Genomic DNA, 15,379 nt, shown 5'->3' with positions numbered 1-15,379 from the left:
GAGATGATTAGCGAAGCGCAAAGAAAAGAAAATGCTACTGTTGTAGACAAATGTTAGAAAATCCTATTCCCTAACTTTTATCCACGTATCCCGTACTTTAAAAAAGATATATAAAATCAATAGATTATGTACATAAAAAAGAAACATGGTACGCCCAAGGGGAATCGAACCCCTGTTTCCGCCGTGAAAGGGCGATGTCCTAACCGCTAGACGATGGGCGCAAACCATTGATGAGGCTTATAGAGAGGATCTTTTTACTTCGCAAGCCCTCTGTGTCATTTTTTTTGAAAAAAGTGTGTTTTATTGAATAATTTTTGAGCAATTCCTGTTTGGATTGTTTCTTTTCAGTTTGACTAGTAGGCAAAAATGATCAAAACATTATTTTAAGTGTGTTTATTTTTTGCATATTTTATCGTTTGTTATCTTTGCTTGTACATGAGAATATTATTTAACTTGCTAGAAAGAGCCTTTATACAGAAGATTTCTCATTTGAGCTTATCATAAAGCAAAAAACTGTATAATTTATGAAGTATAAAACAAATATTTATTACCAAATTAGCAAATAATACCAATCATACAAAAGTTTTTTTAGGCATAAACCATAGATTAATTTTATTTTAAAAAATATAAATGGATTCTGTATGATGAAAATAAAAATATTAAAGCAATTATTTACAGAATATATTAAAAATATTTTTCTTATCTTTACTTTTACATGTTTATAAGGAATTTAAAATTAAAACCCCTTCATTTGTTCCCTCACATGTTGAGAAGGTTATTTATTTGAAAATGAATTAGCATGGGTAAAGGGTAGATTGAGATTTTTGTCATTTCAATTCGCTAGTTTTTCAAAGAGGTGGCAGTAAGTTTAGGTAAAATATTTGAGTTTTGCAAATTTATTCTCCATATTTATAATATTTCAGAATTATGGTGTGCACATATTAAGTCTTGTTTTTTACTTTAATGTAAGGTTCTATTTTGATATATAAGTGCATTAAGATTTTTGCATTAAAGATTTATATTTCAAACTATGGAATGGTAGGAAGAAATGTGTTATTATTTACTGATCTACTTTGTTTTATCCATTCTCTTAATTTTTCATATGAAAGAATGTTTTTTGTTCCGTATTTGTTAATTTAGAAGAGATGTTTTTATTCTTTCTTACTAAGTCCTTAATATTCTTTAACTTGTTATTGATTATTTTTTAGAACTTTTCTTTATGGCAATTTGCATTTATCAGTTTTACAGATTTTCATTCTGAATTAGATATTTTATAAAGATTCTGAAATCTTTGAAGACAATAAATATTATATTTTTAGGAATGTTGATTGAACAAGCGGGAATAATTCTATTGGAGAACATGAAGTGAATAGAGCGGGGTATTTCTTTTGTTCTTATGGATGTAAGTATTCTTTGTGTTGATTGGCACATCATTTAAACGATTTTTCAGTGAAGAGAGGGATCAGTGGTTAATAATGGCAGAAGCTTTAAAAGTTGGTGTTGCGGGACTTGGTACGGTTGGTACTTCAGTTGTTCGAGCTCTATGTGAAAAAGCGAATAGTTTAGCTTGTCAATGTGGGCGATTCATCAAAGTCGTTGCTGTTAGTGCGCGCGATAAAAGCCGTAATCGTGGAATTGATCTCAGTGATATAAAATGGTTTGATTCACCCGTGGAGTTGGCTGCTTCTGATGAGATTGATGTTTTTGTAGAGTTAATTGGTGGTGAATTGGATGTGGTGTACACCGCTGTTAAGAGAGCGCTTGAGGCGGGACATCATGTTGTAACAGCCAATAAAGCCCTTCTTGCTCGACATGGAGTAGAGCTGGCTATAATTGCAGAAAAAAAAGGAGTTTTTCTTCATTTTGAAGCAGCTGTTGCAGGGGGAATTCCTGTCATCAAAGCGATGAGAGAATCACTTGTCAGTAATCAGATATCGCGAATTTATGGTATTCTCAATGGAACCTGTAATTATATATTAACACGCATGTTTACGGAAGGTCTTTCATTTAAAGATTGTTTAGCAGATGCACAGAGACTTGGATATGCTGAAGCAGATCCAAGTTTTGATATTGAGGGAAATGATACTGCTCATAAATTAGCTTTGTTGACAAGCTTGGCATTTGGAACAGCTGTTTCGTTAGATGATGTTTATGTTGAAGGAATTCATAATATTTCGCAAATTGATATTCGAGCAGCTGATGAATTAGGGTATCGGATTAAGCTTTTAGGAGTTGCATTAAAAACGGATTCTGGAATAGAGCAACGCGTTCATCCAACAATGGTACCAACATCTTCAATGATTGCACAGATAAATGGCGTAACCAATGCTCTTTCTATTCAAAGTGATTTATTAGGTGAATTACTGTTTTCTGGTCCTGGCGCCGGAGGAATGGCAACAGCATCAGCCGTTATTGGTGATTTGGCTGATATAGCAAAAGCGCGTTCTGGTTTTCAGTATGCACCTGTTTTAAGACGTCCAGCATTAGAACTTACTCCTCATAAAAAAGCACGTATTTCGCATCATGCAGGGGGTTATTTTATTCGTTTAAATGTTCATGATCGTACTGGTGTTTTTGCCGCGGTTGCAAGGCATATGGCTGATAATCACATCTCATTGGAGTCGATTGTTCAAAGATCTTTTGTAGAAGATCAAATTGAAAAAACAATTATTTTAATTACGCATGAAACAACAGAGGTGAATGTACGACAGGCACTTGCAGAAATTGAAAAAGATGGACATCTTGTTGCAAAATCTCAATTTATTCGTATTGAGCCTATGGCAGAGAATTGATAACTTTCTTGATAATGACAAAAAGGCAAGCTTGAGTTCTTTTGTTTCTTGTGGAAAATTTTCATCTTTGCCAAAAACTTTATTCTTAGTATTTAATAAGGACTCATATTTTTTCTGGTATTCATTCGGTAGGATTTTTTCATATGCCCACAACTCAGAAGATTTTAAATGGACTTGATCGTATTTTGACGCTTGAATTGGTACGTGTTACTGAACGTGCTGCTGTTGCTGCTGCACGCTGGCGCGGGCGTGGCGATGAAAAAGCTGCGGATCAGGCTGCTGTAGATGCAATGCGGCAGGAACTTAATCGATTGCCTATTGATGGTACAGTGGTGATTGGTGAAGGTGAGCGGGATGAAGCGCCTATGCTTTATATTGGAGAAAAAGTAGGTCTTCAAAGTGGGTTGGCGATCGATATTGCACTTGATCCACTAGAGGGAACAACACTTTGTGCTAAAAATATTGCCAATTCTTTGGCAGTAATTGCAATTGCTGAAAAAGGTAATCTCCTTTACGCTCCTGATGTTTATATGAAAAAAATTGCTATTGGTCCTGGTTATCCAAAGGGAGTAGTAGATATAGATGCTTGTCCTACCGATAATATCCATGCTCTTGCGAAGGCTAAAGGAGTGGCTGTTAATCAGATTGTTGTTTGTATTATGGATAGACCTCGTCATGAAAAATTGGTTAATGAAGTACGTGCAACAGGGGCATCGATTCGCTTGATTGGGGATGGAGATGTTGCTGCTGTTATTGATACAACTGATCCAGAAGAAACAGGTATTGATATCTATATGGGGATTGGGGGAGCACCTGAAGGTGTTTTAGCTTCTGCTGCTTTGCGCTGTATTGGAGGACAGATGCAAGGTCGTTTGCTGCTAGATACAGAAGAGAAAGTTGCTCGTGCAGCTAAAATGGGGATTAGTGATCCCAATAAAGCTTATACAATGGAAGAAATGGCAAAGGGTGATGTTTTGTTTGCAGCAACAGGGGTGACAGATGGCAATATGCTTTCTGGTGTTAAATTTACATCTCGTTACATTCAAACGGAAACTCTCATAATGCGCTCCCATACGGGTACAGTCCGTAATATTAAAGCGCAGCATAGAGATCATTCAAAATTTGATTAATGCTTTCTTTTTTCGTCATTAAAAATAGAGGGAGTTTTTCTAGGAAATACGCTTCCATGAATCTATTTTTATGGAAGCGTTTATAGATATGAGAATATCTTATTATTATGAGAGCTGGACAGAATGAACCCAGCCATTTTTATCTTCTATGTTCCCTTTTTGAAGGCCAACCAATTGTGTACGAAGCTGCTTTGTAACTCCTCCAACTGTTTCATTTCCAATAATAAATTCTCCCCCTTTATATTTAAAACGACCAATTGATGTGACAACGGCAGCTGTACCACAAGCAAAGACTTCTTTAAGGTGTCCACTCTTTGCATCTTCTTGAAGTGCTGCAAAAGAATAAGGACGCTCTTCTATTTTTAATCCCATTTGTTGAGCTAACCTTAAGATTGAATCACGAGTTATCCCTGGAAGAATAGTGCCGTTAAGCGCAGGGGTTACAAGTGTACTATCTGCCATAATAAAGCAGACATTCATACCACCAAGTTCTTCAATCCATTTATGTTCAATCATATCAAGAAAGAGTACTTGGCTACAATTATTTTCAGTTGCAGTTTTTTGTGCCAGTAAGCTTGCTGCATAGTTTCCTCCACATTTTGCAGCGCCTGTGCCCCCTGGACCAGCGCGGCTATAATCTGTTTCAATCCATACATTGACAGATTTTTCTTCTCCTTTGAAATAGGATTCAACTGGAGAGGCTATGATACAAAAAAGATATTCTTGAGAAGGGCGGACTCCCAAAAAGTTTTCATTGCCAAACATAAATGGACGGATATAGAGGCTAGCGTTGGGATGATTAGAAACCCATTTTTGATCAATCTTTACTAATTGATGAACGGCATCCAGAAAAATATCTTTTGGCAATTCTGGCATAGCTAAACGCCTCGCTGATTCTATAAAGCGTTGTGCATTGGCATCAGGACGGAAGAGCAAGATGCGTCCATCTTTTGCACGATATGCTTTTAAACCCTCAAAAATTTCCTGTCCGTAATGTAAAACGGTACTTGCAGGGTTAATTTTTAAAGCTTTGTATTGAGAAATGATGGCATTATGCCAGCCTTTGTCTTCAGTCCATTGAATAGTACACATGTGGTCTGTAAAAAATTGACCAAAACCGGAACTTTTTAAAATTTCTTCACATTTTTCTTCTGACAGAGGAGATGGGTGTTTTTCTATTTTAAAGGGAAGCGACGATATAGGAGATTTCATAAAAAAACCTTTTGAGTATGTTTCTTTTTATTAATAAAAATAATGAGATATTTTGATCACAACTCTATTATTAACAAAACCTTTGTGTCAATGTTTTATTATAGAACACAAAGGAGTTTATTATAGAATTCAAAGGCTATGATAGATATTTTAATTCTACTCTCGCCTCTTTTTCTCAACTTTATGAAGTAAGCTGGAACTTTTTTCTATAATTATCGTTTTCTCACAATAAGTATCTGAATAATTTCATATATGCATATTTTCTAGAAATTAAAAGGTAAGGGAATTGAGAAAAGGAATCTACTATGATTGATAAAAATTATCACACATATGAAGAACGTATGGCAGCAGAAAGAAGAGATAGTGAACAACGTGTTTCAATTGCTAAGGGTATTTTTGCTATTCTTCTTGCGGTCGTTATTCTATGGTTTGTTTTTGGTTTTTTAGGATCTTTTTTTGCAAAATCTCCTGAACATAGTTCGCGTTATAATACTCCAGAAACAAGCCAAAGTGTAACAACGCCCAAAAAAGATTTAAATTCGCTTCCTCCTGTACCTTATACCTATAAGGGTACGGAGTGATTTTTTCATAAATATAATCTTTTAGATAGAGCGAAAATCGACGTAGACTAAAGAATAAAGTCAGCACAAAGACATAAAAAAGAGAGGAACGATTTTAATTTCTGAAGTTTTTTATAAGTAATTAAATGGTATGGAAATAAATAATGCAACGGTTGTTAAAACCGTTGCATTATTGGTTTAGCGTGTGATGAAGCAGCTTCCACCAGAACTTTTAATGGATTCACAAAGGATTATGGCTTCATTACGGTCTTGTGCTTGAATCCGAACACGATAATAAGTGCCTTTTCCTGGTATAAAAGCGGATTGAATATTTAAAGAACGGGCACCGATAAGGAATCCAAATTTAGATTTCATATTTTTTAAAGAACTTCTAGCGAGCTCATGCGTTGGCTGAGATGCAAGTTGTACGTAATAACTTTCTGAATTTTGTGCTGCGACTCTGTTTGGTGATATGGGGCGAGACGCGGCTGGTGTTTCAACTTGTGTATTTCTTTCTGCATGAGAAGGAATAGGGATAAATTTTTCTTCAATATTTGAGCTAGAATTATTTTCTGCGATTATTTTATCAATATTATTTTTAAGATCATGATCTCTTTCTTGGTCGTTTATATCAGAATTATGCGACGAAACAAGGGACGAATCTTGAAGTTCATTAGAAGCTTGATCAATGCTTTCTTCAGATTGAGCAGCAGTTTTGCTGTTTGTTTGATGCGCGGGGGCTAGTGTAACTGTACCATCTTGATTGACAATAACAGTTTGTACTTCTCGCATTGGAATAGTATGATTTATAGCTTCTGTGACTGCATCTTCAACATCAGATTCATTTAAAGACGATGAGGAAATGTTTGAAGATTCTTCAGGGTTTAATTCTTTTAAATTTTCAGGTTGTTCAGAGTTATCAATAAGAAATTGTTGTGTATTTTCTTGTTTCTCATTTTGTTCAGTTGTTTGTTTATAGATATCTAAATTATGTGCAACATCATTTTTCGTTTCAGTTGTTTCTGGTTTGAATTTAAAAGGCGTATTATCAGCGTGGATAATGACCGTTTCTTCATTTTTTTGTGATGGCATAAAAAAATGCGAATAAGCAGAAAACCCAATTCCTATTAAAATAAGTATAAAAATACCTTTAACGAAAGTTTTACTAAAAATAAAACTTTTTAAGGGAGGGGGAGCTGGTGGATGCGTGGGAACCTCATCTGAGCTTGTATATGATGAATTCTCGCTAAAAGGGGGAAAATTATATTCCATATTGTCAGAAGAAAAATAGTCGGAATTTTGTTCTTTAGAGTTTACATAAACACCTTCTTTTGAATTTTGCATAGACTGATGAAAAACTTCACTAAAAACTTCATTTTTCTGTTGTTTTTGAGAAAAATTATCCGTTGGGACATTTCCTACATTAAGTACATCAGCAAATTCTTCTTCTAAACCACCACTAGTTGGCACATCATATTCTGGCGCTTCATACGGGACTTCTGGAACCATAATAGGACCAGTTTTTTCTACGATTTCCTCTGAAAATTTATAAGTATCAACATTGGGAGGGGGAGTATCTCTGTGCGTATAGTTATGGGCAAAAAAGCCATCCGTTTGTTTTGTATTTAAAGAGGGGGATGAGGAAAGAAACTCATCTAAATTATTTTCATTATATGAAATTTCTCTATTTGGGTTAGAGGCACCTTCGGCGTTATTGATGTATTGGGCTCGAGCCTCATCATATATCGGAACTTTTTCGCCATAAGTTTTTTGTTGTGAGGGGTTTTCTGCAAAAAAATGAGGATAATTGGTTGTATGATCTTCTTGTAAAGCCCCCTTTAAATAAGATTGTCTATCAACTGGTGGAGAATCTAAAGGTGAGGAGAAGGTACTTCTTGTTTGATTTCTTGCAGTGTTTTGTCTTTCTGACATAAGATTAGAAGATGAGAAAAACTCATTTGCCTCTGTAGAAGAGGAGACATCAGGATAATCTTTTTTGATCCAATTTTCTTGATCAGCTGAAATTTTATAGGGATGGTTTACAGGAGTGTCATAGAGGTTTTGATTGTCATCATAAGTTTGTTGTATATCCGTAGTTTTAGGCTGTTGTGAATTTGTTTGTGAAAAACGATTGGTTTGTTCAACAGATTCTGGAATCTCTTTCTTATTTTCGCGCCTTTCAGATTTATCAAAAAAGAAATTTTCTGATTCTGATTGTGAAATAAGGTTACTTTTTTTAAGAAACGGATCAGCACTGGTTGCTGTTGTTTTCTCTTGAGGGGATTGATTCTTTGGGATTGGTAATGGAGAAAGCTCATCTAAAATTTGTTCTTCATCATGACTGCTAGGTGAAGAATATTTCTCTTCAGATAAATTATTTTGTTTTGAATGGTTGAAAGAAACAGTTTGTGCAATATCTGAGGCTGTTGCGTTGCTGGTTGCACGCAAGTCCCATTGTTTTTTTTGATCATCAAACGGTAAGTCATGTGCTAAATTATTTTCAAGTTCCTCTTCTAGAAAGGACAAATCAAAATCATCATCATGGGATGATGTTTCGGGGTGAGATGTTGATCGATCTGTCTGTAAAGAAGATTGCTCATTTTGGTTTCCGCTTTGTTTGTGCGGATTAAAAATGCGCGTAAGCCTTTCCAAAGGATCATGGTGTTCATGATCGTGTTTTGTTTCGTGTAGATTTTTGCGATCGTTATCGCTCATAGCTTTTCTCACATGGTGATTTGCATCTGCGTGCAATCAATGGTTGATTTTGATTTGTTATATTAAAATTATAAATTTTCCCCCTCTCATGCAAGGATACATGAAAAAGTTTATCAATAGAGTACCTATTGTATGTATTTATAGAACTTTTTCAACGCATTTCTATTGGTGCTTCGACTCCTATGATGGTAAGTCCTGATGATAAAATATTGATAACAGCTTGTATCAACCCCAATCTTGCAAAGGATAACTCTTTATCATCAGGTTGAATAAAGCGTAAATTGAGATTTTCACTCCCTTTATTCCAATGGGTGTGAAAGCTGGAAGCAAGGTCATAAAGATAAAACGCTAATCGATGCGGTTCCTTATGAACGACGGCCTGTTCAATGATACGTGGATATTCAGAAAGTTTGCGTATTAACAATATTTCATGGTCATCTGTTAATCGATGAAGATGGGCGATTAATGTATCATTTGAAAAGTTTTTAATATGAAGCGCTTCTTGTGCTTGACGAAAGACTGAGTGACAACGTGCACTTGCATATTGTACGTAAAAGATGGGGTTATCTTTTGATTGTTCTGTTACTTTTGCAAAATCAAAATCAAGAGGTGCTTCACACTTACGGTATAACATCATAAAACGCACAGGATCACGCCCAACCTCTTCGACAACATCCCGTAGAGTGACAAAAGATCCCGCTCTTTTTGACATGCGTACAGGATGACCGTTGCGAAAAAGTTTTACCAATTGACATAAGAAGACGCTTAATTTAGCTTTATCCCCAGAAATTGCTTTTGCCATTGCCTCTAGCCGCTTTACATAGCCAGCATGGTCTGTGCCTAGAATATAAATCATTTCATCAAAATGACGATTAAATTTATCCCGAAAATAAGCAACATCAGCAGCAAAATAAGTGTAAGAACCATCAGATTTGACTAAAACACGGTCTTGGTCATCACCAACATTTGTTGAACGGAACAAAGTTTGTTCACTTGGTTCCCAATCTTCTGTATTTTGTCCCTTGGGAGGGGGGAGTTTTCCTTTGTAGATATAACCATTTAAAGTGAGGTCGTTAATGGTGTTACGAATGGCGCGTGCATTATCTGCATAAAGCATTCGCTCAGAGAAAAAGATATCATGATAAATATTAAGAGCAGCCAAATCTTCGCGAATCATGGACATCATTGCATGAATTGCACGTTCTTTCACAAGAGATAAGGCTTCATCTTTATCCATCGTGAGGAGTTGGTCACCAAACTCTTGAGCAAGTGATTGTCCCAATGGTATCAAGTATTCTCCAGGATATAGCCCTTCTGGAATTTCATTAATTTCTTGCCCAAGAGCCTCACGATAGCGCAATAGTACAGAGTGGGCGAGGACTTCGATTTGTTGACCAGCATCATTGATATAATATTCTTTCGTAATGTTATAGCCCGTAAATTGTAGCAAATTGGAGAGAACATCCCCAACAACCGCTCCGCGGCAGTGTCCTACATGCATTGGTCCTGTCGGATTTGCTGAGACATATTCAACATTGACGCGTTTTCCTTGTCCCATTGGAATACGACCATAAGAAGTGCCTGATTCAAGCATGGATTTTATAGCATCTTGCCAAAATAATTTTGTAAGCTTTATGTTTATAAAACCAGGACCGGCAACATCTATATTTTCGATAGAGGAATCATTTTTAAGAAGTTCTATGATTTTATCTGCAAGTGCACGTGGATTGATTCCAATAGATTTTGCAAGCACCATAGCAGCATTGGTTGATAAATGACCATGGGAGGAATCACGCGGAGGATCAACAGTGATTTTTGATAAATCTAGATCTTCTCCATTTTTTCCTTTTATATCAGATAATTCAATTGATCTCTTAATTTTTTTTTCGAAGTTTTTAAAGATATTCATATTTAGCTTCCATGATGATGCCAAAAGCCATTAGACGAAATTATCTGTATGGTCAAATAAACGGTGATATTCACGTAGAGCGTAGTGATCTGTCATGCCTGAAAGAAAGTCAGCAATCAAACGTGCTAACTCTTGATTTTTTAAGTGCACTGTTTTGCTCTGCCAACTTTCAGGCATTGTATTTGGATTTTCATAATAACAATTGAATAATTTTTGTACAATGCATTTTGCTGCATTGCGACGACTAAGAACTTGTTCATGGTAGTAAAGATTTTTAAATAAAAAGTTTTTTAGTTCTTTTTCATAAACGATCATTGTCGGTGAAAAGGTGACAATAGTTTGTTTTGCTTGGTGAATATCGTTTATGCTTGTTGGTTTGATGCGTGCTAAATTTTCTTGTGATTGTTTGATAACATCTTCAACCATGGTTGTTATTTGTCTTCGTACAAGTGTGTAACCGCGACGCGCTTGGTCGAGGTGGGGATGCTCATCTGTTATATCTTTTAATATTGTTGCTGTTAGTGAAACATGTTCAAATTGATCGAGTGTTAAAAATTGCGAACGTAGACCATCATCAATATCATGCGCATTGTATGCGATATCATCTGCAATAGCAGCACATTGCGCTTCTAGTCCTGCAAAACAATCGAGTGCAAGGTCTTGCTCTGCATTGTATTGTAAAATATCGATAGGAACTTCCTTATTCTTCGCGTGAGGACCTAAAAGGGGACCATTATGCTTTACAAGTCCTTCGAGGGTTTCCCATGTAAGGTTAAGTCCATCAAAATTTGCATAGCGCTGTTCTAGTTTTGTGACAATGCGTAATGCTTGTGCATTATGATCAAAGCCGCCATAATGTACCATGGCTTCATTAAGTGCATCTTCTCCAGCATGGCCAAAGGGCGTGTGTCCAAAGTCGTGAACAAGGGCAATGGCTTCGGCAAGATCTTCATCAAGACAAAGGGCACGGGCTAATGTTCTTGCAATTTGAGAGACCTCTATGGAATGGGTTAGGCGAGTACGATAATGATCGCTTTCGTCAGCAATAAATACTTGCGTTTTATGTTTAAGACGTCGAAATGCATTAGAATGGATAATACGATCTCTATCTCGTTGAAAAGGTGAGCGTGTGGTACTCATCGTTTCATGGAATAATCTACCACGGCTTGTTTGCGGATGAGCACTGTACACTGCTCGAGATTGGTAATTAAAGTTGATATTGCCTATATCCATTGCAAGTTGCCCATTATCATCTTAAAATTGAGAGTGGTTTATGACAAATAAACTGCTCTTTGAGTATGGGATACTCTTTCTTGATGGTTTAATGCAAGGATATATAAAATGAATGTGAAAATTTCAGATGTTGCTGCCAAAAAAATTGCACAGATACTTTTGCGTGAACCCGATAAAATAGCATTGCGTATTTCTGTTGAAGGTGGTGGGTGTTCTGGTTTTTCTTATAAATATGACTTGGTTTCTGAAATGTGTAAAGATGACCTCGTTCTCACAAAAGATGGGGCTGTTGTGTTTATTGATTTACTATCACTTCCTTTCATGGAAGGAGCTGAGATTGATTTTGTTGATGATCTTATGGGGCAGTCTTTTCAAATCCACAATCCCAATGCTGTTTCATCATGTGGTTGTGGTGTGAGTTTTTCAATTTAAAATGATGGCTTTGTGATATTGTTTCTTGAAAAAAATATCATGTTGGTCAACAATGTGAGAATGGGTATTCTTATAAAAATAGTGCACCGATGTGTATGGTTGTGCGTGGTGCTTACTTTATTGATCTGGAGCCACTGTGCTTTTTCTGAAGAAGGAGAAGGGAAAGATCAGCAGCAGGGACAATCAAGGAGTTTTATTGTAAAGTCTCAAGAGCAGGAAAAAGAAAATGTAGCATCTCAAACACAACTCATTTTGAATGCTCGATTAACAAATAGTCATCCGGATATTGAAAAAGGGCTTGTCTGGCGGGTTTATGCCCCTATTCTAGGGATTGATAATAAATTACCATTAGTGGCAACCTATAAGGGGGGAAGTGCGCGTTTTGATCTCGAACCAGGAAATTATCTTGTTCATGTCTCATTTGGTCATATGAGTGCTGTGCGCCATATTCGTTTAAAAAATGGACAGAGTCTTGTAAAAAACTTTAATCTTGAGGCTGGTGGAGTCATTTTAAATGCAACACTGCTCAATGGTGTAATGAATGAAAAGGAATTACGTTTTACCATTTATGAGGATGAAAAAGAAAATGATGATACGGGGGTGATTTTATCAAATGTTAAACCCCAATCAGTTGTGCGTTTAAAAGCTGGCCGCTACCATGTTGCTTCCCATTATGGTTCTATTAATGCGACGGCTCGTTCGGATATTCAAGTGGATGCTGGTAAAATGACAGAAGTTACCCTTGAACATCAGGCTGCTCAGATTGTCTTAAAGCTGGTACGACAAGAAGGAGGGGAAGCGCTTGCAGATACAAGTTGGTCTCTTGCCAATGATTCTGGTGATATCGTTTATGAAACAGTTGGTGCTTATGTTTCACTCGTGTTAGCGGAGGGAGAGTATATTGCAATTGCTAAAAATAAAGATAAAATCTATCAAAAAGTTTTTTCAGTCGTTTCTGGTCATGATGAAGATATAAGTGTGGTGGCGAATGAGCAAAATATGCAACGAATTGATGAAGATGTGGATTGATTGTTGTTCATGGGGGTAAACTATGATGAGAGACGGGGTATGAGTTTTGATTGAAATTTCAACAGTTGGTGTGTTTTTTGCTGGGGCACTCTCTTTTTTGTCGCCCTGCGTTTTGCCATTAGTTCCTCCTTATTTCTGCTATATGGCAGGTGTTGGTATTGATGATTTTCGTTCAAAAAATCGTGATGAGAAAGTCTTTGTACGGTGGGCTTTATTGTCTTCTGTTATTGCTTTTGTTCTCGGGTTTACGACTGTTTTTGTTGCTTTAGGTGCCAGTGCTAGCACAATTGGGAAATTCATCGGTTATTATCGTGATTGGTTCGCCCTTGCTGCTGGAATTGTCATTATTATTTTTGGTTTAAATTTTTTGGGGATTTTCAAGATCGCTTTTTTATTCCGTGAAGCGCGTTTTCAGACCAAAAAAACACCTTCTGGTCCTTTAGGCGCGTATATTATTGGGTTAGCTTTCGCTTTTGGTTGGACACCGTGTATTGGCCCCATTTTAGGCCCTATTATAACGCTTGCTGGAACAAAAGAAACTGTGGGAGAGGGAGCTGTTCTATTAGCGGTTTATGCATTAGGTCTTGCTATTCCTTTTATTTTGGCAGCTTTATTTTCGAGCAGTTTTATGCGATTTTTAGGAGCTTTTCGTATTCATTTAGGAAAAGTTGAAAAAATTATTGGTGTTTTTCTTATTCTTACAGGGATTTTGTTTTTAACAGGCTCTATGCAGGATCTTTCATTTTGGCTTTTAGAACATTATCCTTCGTTGAGTTATATTGAAGATATTCGTTGGCACGATATTATGAATTTTTTTGGATTTTCTCGTTAGTCTTATGTGTTTCTATGGTTAGAAGTTGTCTTTCTATTGTTCTTGCTGCAGGTGAGGGGACGCGCATGAAATCGTCTCTGCCTAAGGTACTTCATAAAATTGCTGGATTGCCTCTTATATGCCATGTTCTAAAACAAATAGAATTGGCAGGCTCTTCACAATTAGCAGTCGTTGTGGGATTTGGTGCTAAGGAGGTTACGCACGTTGTTCAGTCATTTGTAAAAGATGCGATGATTTTTGAACAAAAAGAGCGTTTAGGAACAGCTCATGCTGTTTTATCTGCTCGTTTAGCTTTGCAAAAGGAAGTGGATGATGTTCTCATTGTTTTTGGGGATACGCCTCTCATTCAGCAAGATTCATTGAACCAAATGCGTGCACAGCTTGCTGATGGAGCAGATGTTGTTTTTGCAGGTTTTCATACCCAAAATCCAACAGGTTATGGGCGTCTTCTCGAGAAAAATGGTCAATTGATCGCAATTGTAGAAGAAAAAGACGCTAGCGATGAAGAAAAAAAGATTTCTTTTTGTAACGGTGGAATACTCGCTATGCGTGGAAAACTTGCACTTTCTCTTTTAGAGAAGGTTGGTAATAACAATGTGAAAAAAGAATATTATTTAACAGATATTGCTGCTCTTGCAATACGCGAAGGATTAGATGTGCGTGTTGTTGAAGTTCCTTTTGAAGATATTGTAGGAATTAACAACAGTCTTGAGCTTTCTGAGGCTGATTCTTTGTGGCAAAAACGTAAAGCGCGCGATTTAATGTTATCGGGTGTTACACTTTTAAAACCAGAAACACTCTATTTTTCTTATGATACAGAAATTGAACCAGGGGTGGTGATAGAACCAAATGTTTATTTTGGATTAAGCGTGAAAGTACAATCTGGTGCTGTTATTCATGCATTTAGTTATCTCGAGGGTGCTGTGGTTGGTAAGGATGCACAGATTGGTCCCTATGCACGTTTGCGTCCAGGAACAGAGTTGGCGAAGTCCGTAAAGATTGGAAATTTTTGTGAAGTCAAACAAGCTAAGGTAGGAGAATCTTCTAAAATCAATCATTTAAGTTATATTGGTGATGCCGAAATTGGTGCACATACCAATATTGGAGCTGGTACGATTACTTGTAATTATGATGGATTTAACAAATATAAAACCATAATTGGTGATCATGCTTTTGTTGGGTCTAATACGGCACTTGTTTCCCCATTGGTAATAGGGGATGGCTCTTATGTTGCTTCAGGAAGTGTTATTACTGAAAATATTCCTATGAACAGTATGGCTTTTGGGCGTGCACGACAGGTTATAAAAGAGGGCTATGCGACAAAATTTCGAGAGCGCTTGTTAGAAAACAAACAGAAAAAATGATTATTTTCAGTCTATTCCTTTGTTTCGTGTTAATCTAACGATGGATAGGATGTTTATTCTTAAAGATTGCCGTACTCCATGTTTGAATTATTTTATTATTTATAGTTTTAAATAAAGGCTGTTGGATTGTTTTATAAGATTTAAATCTTAAGATGAGGGTTGGAGCTTTTT

The 15,379-nt window shown here is 36.5% G+C and carries 11 protein-coding genes and 1 tRNA gene; 7 read left to right on the top strand and 5 right to left on the bottom strand.

All coding sequences use genetic code 11. The features are described from left to right. Positions 1-146: 146 nt before the first annotated feature. Positions 147-221, bottom strand: a tRNA-Glu gene (locus tag ACFIJW_RS02590). A 1,254-nt stretch (positions 222-1,475) separates the two neighbouring features. Here ACFIJW_RS02590 and ACFIJW_RS02585 point away from each other — a divergent pair. After that, a complete protein-coding gene (locus tag ACFIJW_RS02585; protein ID WP_375633188.1) occupies positions 1,476-2,792 on the top strand; it encodes a homoserine dehydrogenase in 1,317 nt (438 codons plus the stop codon). 143 nt (positions 2,793-2,935) lie between these two features. Further along, positions 2,936-3,922, top strand: a complete 987-nt coding sequence (glpX, locus tag ACFIJW_RS02580) for a class II fructose-bisphosphatase (protein ID WP_375633187.1) — start codon at positions 2,936-2,938, stop codon at positions 3,920-3,922. A 105-nt stretch (positions 3,923-4,027) separates the two neighbouring features. Here glpX and ACFIJW_RS02575 read toward each other — a convergent pair whose 3' ends face one another. Beyond that, a complete protein-coding gene (locus ACFIJW_RS02575) occupies positions 4,028-5,134 on the bottom strand; it encodes a branched-chain amino acid aminotransferase (RefSeq protein ID WP_375633186.1) in 1,107 nt (368 codons plus the stop codon). A 305-nt stretch (positions 5,135-5,439) separates the two neighbouring features. On the opposite strand from ACFIJW_RS02575, the gene ACFIJW_RS02570 reads away from it, so the two are divergent. After that, a complete protein-coding gene (locus ACFIJW_RS02570; RefSeq protein ID WP_375633185.1) occupies positions 5,440-5,715 on the top strand; it encodes a hypothetical protein in 276 nt (91 codons plus the stop codon). Positions 5,716-5,892: 177 nt separating this feature from the next. Here the strand turns inward: ACFIJW_RS02570 and ACFIJW_RS02565 are convergent, their stop codons facing one another. The 3 genes from ACFIJW_RS02565 to ACFIJW_RS02555 form a co-directional block, all read right to left on the bottom strand. Beyond that, positions 5,893-8,409, bottom strand: a complete 2,517-nt coding sequence (locus tag ACFIJW_RS02565) for an SPOR domain-containing protein (RefSeq protein ID WP_375633184.1) — start codon at positions 8,407-8,409, stop codon at positions 5,893-5,895. A 151-nt stretch (positions 8,410-8,560) separates the two neighbouring features. Next, positions 8,561-10,318: an arginine--tRNA ligase gene (argS, locus tag ACFIJW_RS02560; protein ID WP_375633183.1), complete on the bottom strand. Its 1,758-nt coding sequence runs from the start codon at positions 10,316-10,318 to the stop codon at positions 8,561-8,563. Positions 10,319-10,348: 30 nt separating this feature from the next. After that, positions 10,349-11,551 carry a deoxyguanosinetriphosphate triphosphohydrolase gene (locus tag ACFIJW_RS02555; protein ID WP_375633182.1) on the bottom strand — a complete coding sequence of 401 codons (1,203 nt, stop codon included), beginning with the start codon at positions 11,549-11,551 and terminating at the stop codon, positions 10,349-10,351. A 108-nt stretch (positions 11,552-11,659) separates the two neighbouring features. Between ACFIJW_RS02555 and ACFIJW_RS02550 the strand changes: the two genes are divergently transcribed. From ACFIJW_RS02550 to glmU, 4 genes are read left to right on the top strand one after another with little or no spacing between them, the layout of a single operon-like run. After that, positions 11,660-11,983 (top strand): HesB/IscA family protein, encoded by a 324-nt coding sequence (locus tag ACFIJW_RS02550; protein WP_375633181.1) that lies wholly within the window; start codon positions 11,660-11,662, stop codon positions 11,981-11,983. A gap of 39 nt (positions 11,984-12,022) precedes the next feature. Beyond that, a complete protein-coding gene (locus ACFIJW_RS02545; RefSeq protein WP_375633193.1) occupies positions 12,023-13,012 on the top strand; it encodes a carboxypeptidase regulatory-like domain-containing protein in 990 nt (329 codons plus the stop codon). Between the two features lie 46 nt (positions 13,013-13,058). Next, positions 13,059-13,844: a cytochrome c biogenesis CcdA family protein gene (locus ACFIJW_RS02540; protein WP_375633180.1), complete on the top strand. Its 786-nt coding sequence runs from the start codon at positions 13,059-13,061 to the stop codon at positions 13,842-13,844. A 14-nt stretch (positions 13,845-13,858) separates the two neighbouring features. Further along, positions 13,859-15,208, top strand: a complete 1,350-nt coding sequence (gene glmU / locus ACFIJW_RS02535; protein WP_375633179.1) for a bifunctional UDP-N-acetylglucosamine diphosphorylase/glucosamine-1-phosphate N-acetyltransferase GlmU — start codon at positions 13,859-13,861, stop codon at positions 15,206-15,208. The last annotated feature ends 171 nt before the right edge of the window (positions 15,209-15,379 follow it).

Source organism: Bartonella sp. MM97QHHN (assembly GCF_042194285.1).
In the GTDB taxonomy this organism is placed as follows: domain Bacteria; phylum Pseudomonadota; class Alphaproteobacteria; order Rhizobiales; family Rhizobiaceae; genus Bartonella.
Note: the sequence above shows the minus strand (reverse complement) of the source record. Positions and strands in the feature narration are given on the sequence as shown.

Coding starts and splice junctions, on each gene's coding strand:
- ACFIJW_RS02585 (WP_375633188.1), top strand. CDS start 1,476: ATGGCAGAAGCTTTAAAAGTTGGTGTTGCGGGACTTGGTACGGTTGGT.
- glpX (WP_375633187.1), top strand. CDS start 2,936: ATGCCCACAACTCAGAAGATTTTAAATGGACTTGATCGTATTTTGACG.
- ACFIJW_RS02575 (WP_375633186.1), bottom strand. CDS start 5,134: ATGAAATCTCCTATATCGTCGCTTCCCTTTAAAATAGAAAAACACCCA.
- ACFIJW_RS02570 (WP_375633185.1), top strand. CDS start 5,440: ATGATTGATAAAAATTATCACACATATGAAGAACGTATGGCAGCAGAA.
- ACFIJW_RS02565 (WP_375633184.1), bottom strand. CDS start 8,409: ATGAGCGATAACGATCGCAAAAATCTACACGAAACAAAACACGATCAT.
- argS (WP_375633183.1), bottom strand. CDS start 10,318: ATGAATATCTTTAAAAACTTCGAAAAAAAAATTAAGAGATCAATTGAA.
- ACFIJW_RS02555 (WP_375633182.1), bottom strand. CDS start 11,551: ATGGATATAGGCAATATCAACTTTAATTACCAATCTCGAGCAGTGTAC.
- ACFIJW_RS02550 (WP_375633181.1), top strand. CDS start 11,660: ATGAATGTGAAAATTTCAGATGTTGCTGCCAAAAAAATTGCACAGATA.
- ACFIJW_RS02545 (WP_375633193.1), top strand. CDS start 12,023: ATGTTGGTCAACAATGTGAGAATGGGTATTCTTATAAAAATAGTGCAC.
- glmU (WP_375633179.1), top strand. CDS start 13,859: ATGGTTAGAAGTTGTCTTTCTATTGTTCTTGCTGCAGGTGAGGGGACG.